This window comes from Ruegeria sp. YTSA072 (genome assembly GCF_059610285.1).
Window position 1 is genome coordinate 77,842 of sequence record NZ_JBXWNI010000012.1, and the last position, 14,088, is coordinate 91,929.

Annotated in this window: 16 protein-coding genes; 6 read left to right on the plus strand and 10 right to left on the minus strand. The window is 57.5% G+C overall.

The window, feature by feature from the left end; genetic code table 11:
* Positions 1-70: 70 nt before the first annotated feature.
* From AC2FIB_RS17840 to AC2FIB_RS17855, 4 genes are all read right to left on the minus strand, one after another.
* Complete coding sequence (locus AC2FIB_RS17840) at positions 71-1,117, minus strand: methyltransferase domain-containing protein (RefSeq protein WP_496842537.1); 1,047 nt, start codon at positions 1,115-1,117, stop codon at positions 71-73.
* Positions 1,118-1,222: 105 nt separating this feature from the next.
* The gene (locus tag AC2FIB_RS17845) at positions 1,223-2,335 is read right to left on the minus strand and encodes a YhaZ family DNA alkylation repair protein (RefSeq protein ID WP_496733495.1); all 1,113 of its coding nucleotides are present in this window, start codon (positions 2,333-2,335) and stop codon (positions 1,223-1,225) included.
* A gap of 2 nt (positions 2,336-2,337) precedes the next feature.
* Positions 2,338-3,117, minus strand: coding sequence for an SDR family oxidoreductase (locus AC2FIB_RS17850; protein WP_496733496.1), 780 nt, complete (start codon positions 3,115-3,117; stop codon positions 2,338-2,340).
* 68 nt (positions 3,118-3,185) lie between these two features.
* Positions 3,186-3,548, minus strand: a complete 363-nt coding sequence (locus tag AC2FIB_RS17855; RefSeq protein ID WP_472723900.1) for a SnoaL-like domain-containing protein — start codon at positions 3,546-3,548, stop codon at positions 3,186-3,188.
* Between the two features lie 109 nt (positions 3,549-3,657).
* Between AC2FIB_RS17855 and AC2FIB_RS17860 the strand changes: the two genes are divergently transcribed.
* From AC2FIB_RS17860 to AC2FIB_RS17875, 4 genes are all read left to right on the plus strand, one after another.
* Positions 3,658-5,265 (plus strand): peptide chain release factor 3, encoded by a 1,608-nt coding sequence (locus AC2FIB_RS17860; protein ID WP_496733498.1) that lies wholly within the window; start codon positions 3,658-3,660, stop codon positions 5,263-5,265.
* 21 nt (positions 5,266-5,286) lie between these two features.
* A complete protein-coding gene (locus AC2FIB_RS17865; RefSeq protein ID WP_496733500.1) occupies positions 5,287-5,724 on the plus strand; it encodes a hypothetical protein in 438 nt (145 codons plus the stop codon).
* On the plus strand, positions 5,721-6,650 hold the full coding sequence (locus tag AC2FIB_RS17870) for a glycosyltransferase family 2 protein (protein WP_496733502.1): 930 nt from the start codon (positions 5,721-5,723) through the stop codon (positions 6,648-6,650). The genes AC2FIB_RS17865 and AC2FIB_RS17870 overlap by 4 nt, the downstream gene beginning before the upstream one ends.
* 184 nt (positions 6,651-6,834) lie before the next feature.
* A complete protein-coding gene (locus AC2FIB_RS17875; protein WP_496733503.1) occupies positions 6,835-8,250 on the plus strand; it encodes a DEAD/DEAH box helicase in 1,416 nt (471 codons plus the stop codon).
* Here the strand turns inward: AC2FIB_RS17875 and AC2FIB_RS17880 are convergent.
* The 3 genes from AC2FIB_RS17880 to AC2FIB_RS17890 are packed head-to-tail and all read right to left on the minus strand — an operon-like array spanning position 8,247 to position 10,251.
* The gene (locus AC2FIB_RS17880) at positions 8,247-9,149 is read right to left on the minus strand and encodes an EamA family transporter (RefSeq protein WP_496733504.1); all 903 of its coding nucleotides are present in this window, start codon (positions 9,147-9,149) and stop codon (positions 8,247-8,249) included. The genes AC2FIB_RS17875 and AC2FIB_RS17880 overlap by 4 nt on opposite strands.
* 21 nt (positions 9,150-9,170) lie before the next feature.
* A complete protein-coding gene (locus AC2FIB_RS17885) occupies positions 9,171-10,055 on the minus strand; it encodes a fatty acid desaturase (RefSeq protein WP_496733505.1) in 885 nt (294 codons plus the stop codon).
* Complete coding sequence (locus AC2FIB_RS17890) at positions 10,048-10,251, minus strand: DUF2061 domain-containing protein (protein ID WP_058278218.1); 204 nt, start codon at positions 10,249-10,251, stop codon at positions 10,048-10,050. The genes AC2FIB_RS17885 and AC2FIB_RS17890 overlap by 8 nt, the downstream gene beginning before the upstream one ends.
* 106 nt (positions 10,252-10,357) lie before the next feature.
* On the opposite strand from AC2FIB_RS17890, the gene AC2FIB_RS17895 reads away from it, so the two are divergent.
* Both AC2FIB_RS17895 and AC2FIB_RS17900 read left to right on the plus strand, forming a co-directional pair.
* Positions 10,358-11,221 carry a helix-turn-helix domain-containing protein gene (locus tag AC2FIB_RS17895; protein ID WP_496733507.1) on the plus strand — a complete coding sequence of 288 codons (864 nt, stop codon included), beginning with the start codon at positions 10,358-10,360 and terminating at the stop codon, positions 11,219-11,221.
* A 94-nt stretch (positions 11,222-11,315) separates the two neighbouring features.
* On the plus strand, positions 11,316-11,498 hold the full coding sequence (locus AC2FIB_RS17900; protein WP_496733509.1) for a hypothetical protein: 183 nt from the start codon (positions 11,316-11,318) through the stop codon (positions 11,496-11,498).
* On the opposite strand, the gene AC2FIB_RS17905 is transcribed toward AC2FIB_RS17900, so the two are convergent.
* Genes AC2FIB_RS17905 through AC2FIB_RS17915 form a run of 3 tightly spaced genes read right to left on the minus strand, consistent with a single transcriptional unit; the run spans position 11,495 to position 13,975 of the window.
* Positions 11,495-12,256 (minus strand): SDR family oxidoreductase, encoded by a 762-nt coding sequence (locus tag AC2FIB_RS17905; protein ID WP_496733510.1) that lies wholly within the window; start codon positions 12,254-12,256, stop codon positions 11,495-11,497. The two genes, AC2FIB_RS17900 and AC2FIB_RS17905, sit on opposite strands and share 4 nt — an antisense overlap.
* Positions 12,253-13,719: a carnitine 3-dehydrogenase gene (locus tag AC2FIB_RS17910; RefSeq protein ID WP_496733512.1), complete on the minus strand. Its 1,467-nt coding sequence runs from the start codon at positions 13,717-13,719 to the stop codon at positions 12,253-12,255. The genes AC2FIB_RS17905 and AC2FIB_RS17910 overlap by 4 nt, the downstream gene beginning before the upstream one ends.
* Positions 13,720-13,732: 13 nt before the next feature.
* Entirely contained in the window at positions 13,733-13,975 is a 243-nt protein-coding gene (locus AC2FIB_RS17915) for a hypothetical protein (RefSeq protein WP_496733514.1), read from the minus strand.
* Between the last annotated feature and the right edge of the window lie 113 nt (positions 13,976-14,088).

Here is a 14,088-nt window from a genome sequence, read left to right on the forward strand (position 1 = left end):
CGTTGCCTTTCCCGATCAATTCCATCGGGCTTAGGCGGGGATAACAACCCCGCTCCTCAGGTGCAAGAGATCAGCAACAGCCGCCGGATGGGGCCTCGCCCGTTGCTTCAAACGGGCTTTCACCACCGCAGCCTTCGAATATCCCGTAATGGGTCGAGAAATCGCCAATGAAGTCGAAATGCCGGGCAAAACGGGTGTCTTTCAACATCATCCAAGTGTTCCCGCAGACAGGAAAGACCTTGCCTGCCTCGATCGCGTGGTGATCATCCAGTTCGAACAGATGCGGGGCGTTCGGGATGGTGCCCTTGTAGATCACGGCCTGACCGTAATCCTCGCAGTCTGGTTCCAACTCGGGCAGCTTGAACAGACGGTAGGTGGCGGACAAGAATTTGAGAGGCGCGACGCGCTCTTCCAGCACCGCGTTTTCGATGGTCAGCGGACGGTGTGTGACCCGACGCGGATCGCCAAAGCCCGCCTTGCGCGACATCGACAGAAAATCGTTCCAATACAACGCGCCGGACAGGCATTCGCCGTACAAAACCTCATCCTCGGCCATTTCTTTAGGCACTCGGCGGTCGGCGTAGACGTCCGAGAAATACATCTCGCCCCCGTCTTTCAGCAGCCGGTGCGCACCGCGTAAAACAGCTTCTTTATCGGTGGCCAAATTGATCACGCAGTTCGAGACGATGATGTCAAAAGAACCGGGTTCCAGATCAAGCTCATCCAGCTTTTCGATATAGCCGTGGTGGAATTCTACATTGCTGGCAGAATGCCCAAAGGCCTGCGCGTGATAGTCCTGATGCGCGCGCGCGATGTCCAGTTGCTCCGGCGTCATGTCCACACCGACAACGCGCCCCTTTTCGCCTACCATTGCAGACAAGGCATAAACATCACGTCCCGCACCACAGCCGAGATCCAAAATGCTCATCCCCTCAAGGTCGTGCGGAGCGATCAGACCGCAGCCATAGTAGCGCGTCAGAACTTCATCATGAATTTTCGACAGTATCTTTTTGACATGATCCGGCATGTCATCAGGCGTACAACACGCGTTTGTCTGCAAGTCCGAGCTGCCCTGCAAGACTTCGCCATAGTAATTCTGCACTGACTCATGCTTCATCGCGGTTATCCTTCTGTCTGATGGCTGCATAGCAGCTAATGCAGCGCGGGGCTTGGCGCAATCCGGGCCTTTAGAATCTGACGAAAGCGTGAGGGAGTGTAGGGGTTATGCCAGCAGTTCGAAATAAACGCCCGCGCGCAGCTTGCCGTTCACCTGAATCTCAAGCCGGTGCGCACCGGGGATCAGTTTGAACGTGGTCGCATCACCTTTAAGCTTGTGCTTTTTGGTCAGGGTAAGAGCACCATCTACCAAAGCGGACTGTTTCAGCTTGTGCACTTTAGCAGAGGTTTTACCACCAGGCCTTTGAAAATGAACAATGTAATCCACCAAAACAGGTTGGTCGCTGTTACCACTCAGCAGTACATCGAATTCCAGCGCACCGCCGATCCGGGCATCACCCTTGATGGTGACATCGGCCGAAACCTTCGCATCCGGGTCGAAGCCCAGCATTTTCATGGCGCGCGGATGGCCTGCTTTCACAAGCCCGCGCAAGGTGTGCGAGGTCATCCAGTCCATCTCGGCCTGATCCTGCTCTCCGTTCCTAGTCCAGTCCTGCAACCGGTCCAAAACCAGATCCGGGTCTTTCTTGGTGATGTCGTTCAGGTGGTTGGCCACTGAACGGGTGACATATCGCGTCCCATCGGCATGCAGCCGATCCAATAGAGGCAGCGGATCGGTCAGGTCCAGCCCCACCGCCTGCCCCCAGGGCAAACGCGGTCTTGTGCCTTCGCTGACCAGCCGGCGCACGTGATAGCTGTCATGCGCGCACCACTCCTGCATCCGCGCCAGCACCTGTTCCTGATGGGTGTTGAGGAACGGACGTATGGCCCATTCCATTGAAAACCTCTGAGTCAATTCCTCAAGCACATCCAATGACTGCTCCGGATGATCCATCCCCACGGCAACAACCCAGTCACCCAGCGGTGCAAAGATGAAATCACCAAAATCATCATCCGTTTTGCCGGGATCCAAAGGCGGCGGCAAGGCGCGCAGCAGCGTAGGTGCGATCTGAGGCAGGTCGCCCGGCACCGCCTGTTGCAGACATTCGGCGATCCAGGCCATCCTCTCTTTCAGCTCCAGATCCAGCAGGCGTGACATGACCTGTGCCTCAAACGCCTCGGCATCAAAGGACGGGTCCGCGCCCGCGAAAAGCCCCGCCAAATAGCGGGTCTTTTCGACATTAAACAGTTGATCTTTAAGCGAGAAGTTTTGTGCCATGATCACATCGTCAGGTTGGTGGCACCACCGTCCAGCAGTATGTTTTGCCCGACAATGAAACCGGCATTCTGCGAACACAGGAAGGCACAGGCTGCGCCAAACTCTTCACGCGTTCCATACCGGCGCGCCGGGATAGTTGCCGCGCGTTCAGCGCGCGCCTCGTCCATCGAAATTCCTTTTTGCGCGGCGACACCACCATCCAATGAGTCCGCCCGGTCAGTTGCATGAATGCCCGGCAGCAAGTTGTTGATCGTCACACCTTTTGGTGCGACCTGACGCGCAGTTCCGGCAACATAGCCTGTCAATCCGGTGCGGGCTGCATTCGACAGACCCAGCGCAGGGATCGGTGCGCGCACAGATTGCGAGGTGATATTCACCACCCGGCCCCAGCCTTTGTCCATCATCCCAGGCAACAAAGCCTTCATGAACGCAATTGGCGTCAGCATGTTGGAGTCCAGCGCTTTGATGAAATCATCGCGATCCCAGTCCGACCACAAACCCGGGGGCGGGCCTCCGGCATTTGTCACAAGAATATCAACACCCTGCGCGACTTTTATCACCTGTTCTTGCCCGTCAACCGAGGTCACATCGCAGGCGACAGTTTGCACGTCCACCCCATGTTCAGATCGCAGGCGCGTGGCCTCGGCTTCCAAAGCCTCAGACCCGCGCGCGTTCATCACCAGATCAACGCCGGCCGCTGCAAGCGCCTCGGCACAGCCCAGACCCAGACCTTTGCTGCTGGCACAAACCAGCGCGCGCTTTCCTCTAATTCCCAGATCCATCTGATCCTCCCTGTCTTTGCCGCACATCTAGCACCAGCCTTTCAGGGAAGACCAGAAACCAAAACACGTTAGTAAAAGAACTCTTCGCGCACGATCTTACCATCCGCCACGTGGTAAATAGCGACCTCACGCATATCAAAGCTGTCACCGCTTTCCTTCACTGTGCCCTGCACCTCGAAAATTACGGCGAAGCGGTCGTCACCATGCATAAAGGGATCGCTGACCGAGGCGCCGGTCACGTCATGCGCGCCTTCCCACCATTCATGCTTGCCCCGTATGGTGTCGCGCCCATTGGCTTCGCGCCCCATACCCATGGCATCTGCTGCTTCGACAGAAACGGCATCCTCTGCATAGAGCTTATCCAAATTCGCTTTGGCCCGGCCCTCGCGGCAGCCAGCGACCAGTTCGTTTGCGATTTCTTTTAAATTCATCACACCTCTCCATCATTTGTTCACTATATGTTCTTTTTGCCATTATCAGGCGATTCTGAACACCCCCTTTGTCTTGCCTCGGCAGAATTCCCCGCATATACGCGCGTTCATGCTTGATACCGCCACCAACCAACCCGTTTTGCCGCCCGAGATTGCTCGGCGCCGGACATTCGCCATCATCTCGCACCCGGATGCGGGCAAGACGACGCTGACTGAAAAGTTCCTGTTGTACGGGGGCGCCATTCAAATGGCAGGTCAGGTGCGCGCCAAGGGTGAAGCCCGGCGCACCCGTTCGGACTTTATGCAGATGGAGAAGGATCGCGGTATCTCGGTTTCCGCCTCGGCAATGTCGTTTGACTACGACAACTTCCGGTTCAATCTGGTGGATACGCCCGGCCACAGCGATTTCTCGGAAGACACCTATCGCACGCTGACCGCTGTGGACGCCGCCGTGATGGTAATCGACGGCGCGAAAGGTGTGGAAAGCCAGACGCAGAAATTGTTCGAGGTCTGCCGCCTGCGTGACCTTCCGATCCTGACCTTCTGTAACAAGATGGACCGCGAAAGCCGCGATACGTTCGAGATCATCGACGAAATCCAGGAAATGCTGGCCATCGACGTCACCCCTGCAGCATGGCCAATTGGTGTGGGTCGGGATTTCATCGGCTGCTATGACATGCTGCGCGACCGGCTGGAACTGATGGATCGCGCCGACCGCAACAAGGTGGCCGAAAGCATCGAAATCAACGGGTTGGACGACCCGAAACTGGCCGAACACGTGCCCGAGCACCTGTTGGAAAAGTTCTTGGAAGAGGTCGAGATGGCGCGCGAGCTGCTGCCCGCCATGGACCCGCAGGCGGTGCTTGAGGGGCATATGACCCCGATCTGGTTCGGCTCGGCGATCAACTCGTTCGGCGTGAAGGAACTGATGGAAGGCATTGGCGCCTACGGCCCCCAGCCGCAGATCCAGTCTGCCGAACCGCGTCAGATTGCTCCCGACGAAAAGAAAGTCGCCGGTTTTGTCTTCAAGGTTCAGGCCAATATGGACCCCAAGCACCGCGACCGCGTCGCCTTTGTCCGCATGGCATCGGGCCATTTCAAGCGCGGTATGAAGCTGACTCATGTGCGTTCGAAAAAGCCGATGGCGATTTCGAACCCTGTGCTGTTTCTGGCGTCCGACCGCGAATTGGCCGAAGAGGCCTGGGCCGGTGATATCATCGGCATTCCCAACCACGGCCAGCTTCGCATCGGCGACACGCTGACCGAAGGCGAAGCGATCCGGGTGACCGGCATCCCCTCTTTCGCGCCGGAACTGCTGCAAACCGTGCGCCCCGGCGATCCAATGAAGGCCAAGCATCTGGAAAAGGCTCTGATGCAATTTGCCGAAGAAGGTGCCGCGAAGGTGTTCAAACCTTCGATCGGGTCGGGCTTCATTGTGGGCGTCGTTGGCGCGTTGCAGTTCGAAGTGCTCGCCAGCCGGATTGAGATGGAATACGGCCTGCCCGTGCGCTTTGAGGCGTCGCAATTCACCTCGGCCCGCTGGGTCAGCGGCGGCAAGGCCGAAGTCGAGAAGTTCGTCGAAGCCAACAAGCAGCACATAGCCCATGATCATGACGGCGATATCGTTTATCTGACGCGCCTGCAGTGGGACATCGACCGGGTCGTCCGCGACTATCCCGAGCTGAGCCTGACGGCCACGAAAGAGATGATGGCGTGATGGCACGGGTCGAAAGTACGAATGGATGATGATCTAACGTATTCGGGTGGCCTGCCCGCCCTGCAAGACAGGTTCGAAAGGCGACGAGCGCCTTTCGACTTCTCGGACGAGGTACTACCGGCAGAAGATGTCGATCTGACCCATTTTACGCGTCAGATTGTTCCTGAAAGCGCGACCCGGCCGCAACCCGGCCAAGAGGATACATTCTGGACGCGCAAACGCCGACACATCGCGCAGGAATTCGTTGGAAAAACTGAACTGGCGTTTCTGAACGCGCAGCTTATCTCGAACCTGCGGAAGCAATCCTGGCCGAACCACGCCCCCACCCTGTTTTGCCGGTTGTGGGCCGAGCATTCGGATCATCTCTTCACGGCTTTGAATCGCGATCCCGGCACAGTGTTCCGGCGCCTGGCAAAGATGCGCAGGACTCTTACTGCGCGTAGGGAAGCGCGCCAATGACGACCTGGGGAATCGTGTCCATGGTCCGTGGGTCGACCCAGGACATACTGAAATTCGCGGCCCATCACCTCGATCAGGGTGCGGATTATCTGTACATCTATTTGGACGAACCCAATCATGAGGCGCACCGAACCCTCAGGAAACACCCGAAGATAAGGGCGCGAATCTGCGACGATGCCTTTTGGGAGAAACGCAAACGCGACCGCCCTGACCGCCATCAGGTTCGTCAGACACTTCATGCCACATTCGCCTATCGCAACACCGATCTGGACTGGCTGGCCCATATCGACGTGGATGAGTTCCTTTGGTCTTCAAAACCTATCCGGGAGCAGTTGCAATCCGTCCCCGCCGAAATCCCTGCCGTCCGCGTCCGGCCAACGGAGGCAATGGCAGGCGGCGAGGATCTGTTCAAGGCGCATATTCCCAGCGGCCCGGACCGCTCAGCTATGGTACAGTCCATCTATCCCAACTATGGCAGCTTTGTACTCGGCGGGTTCCTCAGCCACGTTCAGGGTAAGCTGTTCGTCCGCACAGGCATGGAAAAGCTGAACTTTCGCATCCACAACCTGTTTCAAAACAAAAAACTTCTGCCCTGCAAATTCGAACTTCCGGGGTTAGAGCTGTGTCATCGCCACGCCCCTGACTGGGACCACTGGGCCGCGCACTATCAGTTCCGGATGGCGCGTGGGTCCTATCAACCCGGCATGTCCCCGAACGTTCCGCGCGAACTGGGCGGTCTGAACAAGAATGAGTTGTTCAACTGGATCGAGACAGAACAGGGCCAGGACGGTTTGCGCGCGTTCTATGACGAAATTAGCGGTGCCGACCCCGGCGTACGCGCACGTCTCGAAGAATATGGGGTGATCCGGCACAGACCGCTGGATCTGGACGCTAAGGTTGCGAAACACTTTCCCGGAAGCTGCTGAATTGTTGCGGAAAACCAGCAGTGGGCGTTAGCGACGTCAGGTTAAGGGCTCTTCATTTGACCCTGCCCCATGATTTTGTTATGTCCGCGCAAAGCCGAAATGCGCGTGACAGCGTATGGCCATCCGGGCCCGGCATTCCTTTGACGCGCGGGCTAGGTCTAGTGTCCGCATGAACCGGACATACATGACAAAATTCAACGAACTGAACCTGAACCCGAAGGTCCTCAAAGCCATTGAGGAAGCCGGATACGAAACGCCCACGCCAATTCAGGAAGGCGCGATACCCGCTGCCCTTGAAGGTCGTGATGTTCTGGGCATTGCTCAGACCGGTACCGGCAAGACGGCCAGCTTTACGCTGCCGATGATCACCTTGCTGGCCCGTGGGCGCGCCCGTGCACGGATGCCGCGCTCGCTGGTGCTGTGCCCGACCCGGGAACTGGCCGCGCAAGTGGCCGAGAATTTCGACACCTACGCCAAACACCTGAAACTGACCAAAGCGCTGCTGATCGGCGGCGTCAGCTTCAAAGAGCAGGACGCGTTGATCGACCGGGGCGTTGACGTCCTGATCGCCACGCCGGGTCGCCTGCTGGACCATTTCGAGCGCGGCAAGCTTCTTTTGACCGGTGTTCAGATCATGGTTGTCGACGAAGCTGACCGGATGCTGGACATGGGGTTCATCCCCGATATCGAACGCATCTTCTCGCTGACGCCGTTCACGCGCCAGACCTTGTTCTTTTCGGCCACTATGGCGCCCGAGATTGAGCGGATCACCGACACCTTTCTGTCCGCACCCACGCGGGTCGAGGTTGCGCGTCAGGCCACTGCTTCGGAAACTATTGAACAGGGCGTTGTCATGTTCAAAGGCGGTCGTCGGGATCGTGAGGCCAGCCAGAAACGCAATGTCCTGCGGGCGCTGATCGACGCTGAAGGCGAGAAGTGCACCAACGCCATCATCTTCTGCAACCGCAAGACCGATGTGGATATCTGCGCCAAGTCTCTCAAGAAATACGGCTATGACGCCGCCGCGATCCACGGCGATCTGGATCAATCCCAGCGCACGAAAACACTCGATGGTTTCCGGGACGGGTCTTTGCGCCTACTCGTGGCCTCGGACGTGGCCGCGCGCGGATTGGATGTGCCATCCGTCAGCCATGTGATCAATTTCGACGTCCCCGGCCACCCCGAGGATTACGTCCACCGCATTGGCCGCACCGGTCGCGCAGGGCGTGAGGGCAAGGCTATCACGATCTGCTCTTCCCGCGATGAAAAGGCGCTGGCGGCGGTGGAGAAGTTGATTCAGAAAGAAATTCCCCGTCTGAACAACCCGATTGAGGCGGATGATTCCAAAGCCGATTCCCCAAAAACCGAGAATCAGCCAAAAGCGGCGGACACCAAAAAGTCCGATCGGCGCAAAAGCGAGCCCCGTACGGAAAGAGAGCCTCGTAAGGATAGAGAACCGCGCAAGGATAGAGAGCCCCGTAAGGACAAAGAGTCCAAAGGCCGCGGCCGCAGAGACGACAGGGGCCCTGCTGTTGTCGGCATGGGCGATCACCTGCCCAGCTTCATCGCCCTCAGCTTTGACGAACGCCGTGCAGGCTAAATCGTAAGCACCAGTGCCAGTATCGAGGCACCAAGCAACGTCATCCCGGCGATCTCGCGCCGGGTGATTCTTTCGCGGAAAAACAAGAGCGAGGCGAACAGGCTGAAGATCAGTTCGACCTGCCCCAGAGCTTTGACATAGGCCGCGTTTTGCAGCGTGAAGGCGAAGAACCAGCAGAACGATCCACATAGACTGGTGAGCCCGACAAAAACGCCCGTTCGGCGTGTGTCCCAAACTGCGCGCAGCTCGGCACGGTCGCGCCACAGCAGCCACAGCCCCATGCTGAGGAATTGGAACGAAACCACCACTGCCAAAGTAACCAGCGCCCGGAACCAGGCGTCCAAATCCCCCAGCTCCAACGAGGCACCGCGATAGCTGACGGATGAGAAAGCAAACAGCACGCCCGAACCCAGCCCAAGGCGCGATGCACGGTTGGTGAGGTGTGCCCACCAAGCCCCTTCTCCACCAGGGCTTTTCGACAACAGCAAGACAGCCACCAGTCCCAGAACAATCGCAAACAACGCGCCCGAGGATACATGATCGCCCAGGACCAGAAATCCGACGATGGCGGTTTGGATAACTTCGGTCTTCTTGAATGTAATACCGACGGCAAAATTGCGTTGTTTGAACAGGGCCACAACGCAGATGGTCGCCAGTATCTGCGTTGTCCCGCCGATCACTGCAAACAACCAGAAACGCCCGGTCAGGGCCGGCAGGCTGAATCCGGTCAATTGCATCGCCACGATCAGCGCAAGGACTGCCAACGGCATGGAATAGGCAAACCGCGCAAAAGTCGCGCCGGCTGCCGAAAGTTTCACAGTGCTCAGCGACTTTTGCAGCATGAACCGCACGGTTTGAAATGCCGCGGCGGCGATGGTGATAGGAATCCACAAACTCATGAATTCCCTTGTGTCGTCAAATCAACCCTTTGGCCAGAGCGGATGCTCAACCGGGTCCTTGGTACGCCAGAAATAGGACCGGAAAATCTGCCCGTAAGACCGATAGACATAAGCGTGGTTGCTGGCCAGATAGCCGTCTTTTCCGGCACGATAAAGCGCAGGCAATCGGTACCACGGAGCACCGGGATTCATGTGATGAACGACGTGCAGATTGTTGTTCAGAAACAAAAAAGCCAACAACCCACGATCTTCGACAATGACCGTTCGGGCACTGGAGCATTCGTGCGCCCGGTGTTCAAGAAACGTCCGGATCTTGACCAAGCCCAAACCAATGTAGGCAGACAGAACAAAAGCCCAAAGCGGCATCGGAGACTGCGCAGCTACCCACAAAACAGCGACCACTCCAATCAGGTGCAGTCCCCATGCCAACAGTACGGCTCTGTCTCCGCGTTTGGCGCCGCGCAACTCATCCCGAAAGAAGATATACTGACCAATCGTCGGGCCCAACACAATGCGCCCGAGCAGTGTGTTGTTCGCCCTCAGGAGCCGCTTTTGCCAGCTTTTGAGCGTATTCCAAACCTTCGGGTCCAGATAGTTCGACTCAGGGTCGTCATAGGGGTCGGTCAGCGTCGAATCCCTGTGATGCGCCAGATGCAGATCGCGGAACCGGTTGTACGGAATGAACAAGGTCAGAGGCAGGGCCATCAGCGCCTCGTTCAGCCAACGCGTGCGGAACGGATGCCCGTGCAGCGCCTCGTGCGTCAGTGATGAATGCAACGCTGCGACCAAGCCCATGGCCGGGATAGCCAGCCAGATGGGAAGTGTGAATATCACCGCCAGCCACGCTGCATAACACGCAATGATCAGGGCAAAGGTGCCCCACTCTGGACCTGGCCGCTCAGACATTTCGGCCCCATGTGATGCCTGCCCAGACACGCTCATAGATCACGTACATCGTCAGGCCGATGCCCGTGTTCACAATCGCCAACGTCCCACCAACTGCGGCAGAACCTGTTGCGATCAGACCCACCAGCGTCATCATGACCAGGCCCATCGCATTCCACACCACAGCCTTCACGACCGATCTTCGTCGCGTTTCCATTCCGTCACCCATATTATTGTTATGTTTTAAGAATTACGGATCGTGGCCGAGTTGAAAATTCTGAATATGATTAACAAAATTCATCATCCATGATATAAATCAACATATGACGGATAAATTAGACAAACGAGACCGCGCTGCACAGTTTCGCCAACGCCTTGCCCGCGCGATGGAAGAACGTGACATCAGCCAAAGCGCGCTGGCCCGGGATATCGGTGTCGACCGATCGACCGTATCCCAACTTTTGACCGGCGAAGGTGCGCGCCTGCCGAACGCGCATGTCGTTGGCAGCTGCGCCACAGCGCTTGGTGTTTCGGCTGACTGGCTGCTGAGCCTATCAGATCGGCCAGAAAGCGCTGCAGAGCTTCTGGCGCTTTCTCTGAGTATGACCAAGGCGCCACGCGCGCTGGTCGATGAACGTATTTTCAAATGGCACAAAGAGGCGGCTGGCTACAAGGTTCGCTATGTACCTGCCACCCTGCCCGACATGCTGAAAACCCGCGCCGTGCTAGAGTGGGAATACGCCCCGCATCTGGGGCGAACGGCGGATCAGGCCATCGGCGCGTCAGAAGACCGGCTGACGTGGATGCGCAGCGCACAATCAGATTATGAGATCGCCATGCCACTGTATGAGATCGACAGCTTTGCCCGCGCGACCGGATACTACGAAGGCCTGTGCCCGAAAATCAGGATGGAACAGATCGACCACCTGTTAGAGCTGAGCGACCAGCTTTATCCTCGAATGCGCATCTATCTGTTTGATGCCAAACGCCTCTATTCTGCGCCGGTCACGATTTTTGGCCCGCTGCTGTGTGTGTTCTACGCGGGCAGTCACTATATGGCCTTTCGGGACCGCGACAGGATCGAAGTTTTTTCCCGTCATTTCGATACGTTGGTGCGAGAAGCGGATGTGACGGCGCGGGACTTCCCCGATCATCTCAGGCAGCTACGATCAACGATTTCCGCCTGATAACGGCCTCATAGATGCGTAAGCGACTAAGGTGTGATATCGTCACTTGGCGCGAACTTTCGAGCGATCCGATCACAGACGGAGGACCATAGGAATGGACGCATTAAAAACTGCTCAATACGCACGGGCGCTTTATTCCGCCCACGGAGATCAGGCCGAGGCGGAAGCTGCGCAGAAGATGCGCGAATGCAAAGACGCCGGGAACATGCAGCAAGCCCGTGACTGGCAGGCGGTTCGTCAGAGCATCCACCAGATTCGCGGACCCAATCAGGGTTAGATTTTCGGGTCGGGGTTGACGGTGTGCCCATCGACCGCAATCACCTGCCCCGACACCAACCGCGCCGCATCCGACGCAAGGAACACGGCCATATTGGCGATGTCGTGACCTTCGACAAAGCGACCCATTGAAGTGCCCGAGGCGTAACCGTCATAGACCTGGTCCCGCGTCATGCCCTTGGCGTCGGCCTCTCGCTGCAGCACGCCTTCCATCCGTGGGCCTTCTACTGAGCCAGGGCAGATGACATTGCACCGCACGCCATGCGCGCCAAGCTCCATCGCCAGGGTCTTGGCCAGACCGATCATCCCCCACTTCGCAGCAGCATAAGGCGCGCGATTTGGGTATCCATATTGTCCCGCAGTCGAAGACGTAATGACCACCGCGCCACTGCCCTGACGTTTCAGGATTGGAGCGGCGTGTTTGGAGCACAGAAAGGCACCCTCCAGATTTACTGCAAGGCACACGCGCCAATCGGCCAATTCAACATCTTCAACCGAAGCGGTTGGTCCCGCGATTCCGGCATTTGCACACAGGGTATCCAAACCACCCCATTCCGCCTCGATGTCGTTGAACAAGGTGGCCACGGCATTTTCCTCCGCGACGTTCGCCTCGGACCGCCGCCAATGGGCAGGACAATCAGACAGGGCATTCGGGTCAACATCAGCCACCCAAACCTGCGCACCAGCTGCGTCAAAGGCTTCGGCCATAGCGCGACCAACGCCCGAGGCGCCTGCCGTGATCAGAACGCGCCCACTCATGCCGGTTTGCGGATCGCAGCACCCGCACCTTCAGGATAAGGCAATCCAGCCTGAGCTTCTGCAATCCGGGCCATAGCGTCTTCGATCTCTGCCGAAGGTGCGCTCGGGCGACGGGTTTCCAGACTGACATGCAGCAGGAAGCTTTCTCCGGTGGCCAACAGCTTGTCGCCTTCGAACATTGAATGGAACACGTGCAGTTTCTTGCCCTGCCCCAACAGCATCTGTGTACGCACTTCGATCTTTGCGCCCGCGTGGACTTCGTCGATATAGCGGATGTGGTTTTCGGCCGTAAAGTAACTGCCGCCCGAAGCGATGTAATCGGCATCACACCCCATGATCTCCATGAACCGGTCGGTCGCCGCGGCGAAGGCCTCAAGGTACCGCGCCTCGTTCATGTGACCGTTATAGTCGGTCCAGTCCAACGGCACTGCGCGCGACAAGGTCAGAATTGGCTGGCTCAGATCGGCCTGATCCAACGTCGGAAGTGCGCCCGGTTTCAGCGCCGCGTCATGCTGGTTCAGAACAGCACCGGCCCCATAGTTCTGCGCCTTGAGCGCCCGCATCATGCCAACGAGGTTATTGTCGCGAATACGCTCCAATTCTCGGATCGAGTACATGCCCGATTGTGCGTCAGACTGATCCGCGATCATGTCGACCAGCTCATCAGTGAACTCGGGCACATCCATCAACTTGGTCCAGGGCCATTTCAACGCCGGGCCGAACTGCGCCATGAAATGCCGCATCCCCGCCTCGCCACCGGCCACGCGATAAGTTTCGAATAGACCCATCTGTGCCCAGCGAATGCCAAAACCCATGCGAATTGCTTCGTCGATCTCTTCAGTCGTGGCGATACCGTCCTTGACCAACCACAGCGCCTCGCGCCAGACGGCTTCGAGGAACCGGTCAGCAATATGCGCATCGATCTCTTTTTTGACATGCAGAGGGAAGAAACCCACCGATTTCAACAGATCCTTCGCTCGGTCGACCATTTCAGGCCGGTTCTTGTCGGTCGGTACCAATTCGATCAGCGGCAGCAGGTAAACCGGATTAAACGGGTGTGTCACCACGATTTGTTCAGGGCGCAACGCGCCTTCCTGCAACTCGGACGGTTTGAACCCGCTGGTTGACGACCCGATGATCGCCTCCGGATCGCAGGCATCCTGCAAGCTTTTGTAAACCTTCAGCTTCAGATCCAGCCGTTCAGGTACGCTTTCCTGAATCCAGGTGGCGCCTTGCACGGCGTCAGTCAGATCGTCGTGGAAGGTAAGCGCCCCCTCAGACGGCAAAAGCGCATCACTCAACCCCGGCAGAGACCGGCGCGCGTTATCGAGCACCTCGCCAATCTTGCGCTCGGCCTCCGGGTCCGGGTCGAACACCCGGACGTTCCAGCCGTTCAGTAGAAATCTAGCGGCCCAACCGCCGCCAATTACGCCACCGCCAATGATAGCTGCTGTTTTTGCCATATCATATATCCATTCAGGTAATGGCTGTGGTCGCAAACCAAAGGAACGTCAGCAACCAACCGCCCAGAAAAACCCTTCCTGCGACCTGACCAGGTGACCAGAACCTGCGCATCACCAGTGATACGGCGCTGCCGGCCCCGATGATGGCTGAGCAAATCAGAAAACCCAATCCGAGAAAGCCCAAAGGTGACAAAGATTTGCCTTCGTTTGGTTGCGGCATCAAAACGAACACCACGAAACCAAGAGCAAGCAACATCATGACACCTAGAGGCCCAGTCCACCAAGGAGACTCGGCTTGCAGGAAAGAAGTCAACGCAAGCATCGACGCGACGAAAAACGATAGGCAAAATAGTATGATCATGCCAAACC

Bases quoted from the DNA above. Each gene is read 5' to 3' on its own strand.
- AC2FIB_RS17840 (WP_496842537.1), bottom strand. From the start codon at position 1,117: ATGAAGCATGAGTCAGTGCAGAATTACTATGGCGAAGTCTTGCAGGGC.
- AC2FIB_RS17845 (WP_496733495.1), bottom strand. From the start codon at position 2,335: ATGGCACAAAACTTCTCGCTTAAAGATCAACTGTTTAATGTCGAAAAG.
- AC2FIB_RS17850 (WP_496733496.1), bottom strand. From the start codon at position 3,117: ATGGATCTGGGAATTAGAGGAAAGCGCGCGCTGGTTTGTGCCAGCAGC.
- AC2FIB_RS17855 (WP_472723900.1), bottom strand. From the start codon at position 3,548: ATGAATTTAAAAGAAATCGCAAACGAACTGGTCGCTGGCTGCCGCGAG.
- AC2FIB_RS17860 (WP_496733498.1), top strand. From the start codon at position 3,658: ATGCTTGATACCGCCACCAACCAACCCGTTTTGCCGCCCGAGATTGCT.
- AC2FIB_RS17865 (WP_496733500.1), top strand. From the start codon at position 5,287: ATGGATGATGATCTAACGTATTCGGGTGGCCTGCCCGCCCTGCAAGAC.
- AC2FIB_RS17870 (WP_496733502.1), top strand. From the start codon at position 5,721: ATGACGACCTGGGGAATCGTGTCCATGGTCCGTGGGTCGACCCAGGAC.
- AC2FIB_RS17875 (WP_496733503.1), top strand. From the start codon at position 6,835: ATGACAAAATTCAACGAACTGAACCTGAACCCGAAGGTCCTCAAAGCC.
- AC2FIB_RS17880 (WP_496733504.1), bottom strand. From the start codon at position 9,149: ATGAGTTTGTGGATTCCTATCACCATCGCCGCCGCGGCATTTCAAACC.
- AC2FIB_RS17885 (WP_496733505.1), bottom strand. From the start codon at position 10,055: ATGTCTGAGCGGCCAGGTCCAGAGTGGGGCACCTTTGCCCTGATCATT.
- AC2FIB_RS17890 (WP_058278218.1), bottom strand. From the start codon at position 10,251: ATGGAAACGCGACGAAGATCGGTCGTGAAGGCTGTGGTGTGGAATGCG.
- AC2FIB_RS17895 (WP_496733507.1), top strand. From the start codon at position 10,358: ATGACGGATAAATTAGACAAACGAGACCGCGCTGCACAGTTTCGCCAA.
- AC2FIB_RS17900 (WP_496733509.1), top strand. From the start codon at position 11,316: ATGGACGCATTAAAAACTGCTCAATACGCACGGGCGCTTTATTCCGCC.
- AC2FIB_RS17905 (WP_496733510.1), bottom strand. From the start codon at position 12,256: ATGAGTGGGCGCGTTCTGATCACGGCAGGCGCCTCGGGCGTTGGTCGC.
- AC2FIB_RS17910 (WP_496733512.1), bottom strand. From the start codon at position 13,719: ATGGCAAAAACAGCAGCTATCATTGGCGGTGGCGTAATTGGCGGCGGT.
- AC2FIB_RS17915 (WP_496733514.1), bottom strand. From the start codon at position 13,975: ATGTTGCTTGCTCTTGGTTTCGTGGTGTTCGTTTTGATGCCGCAACCA.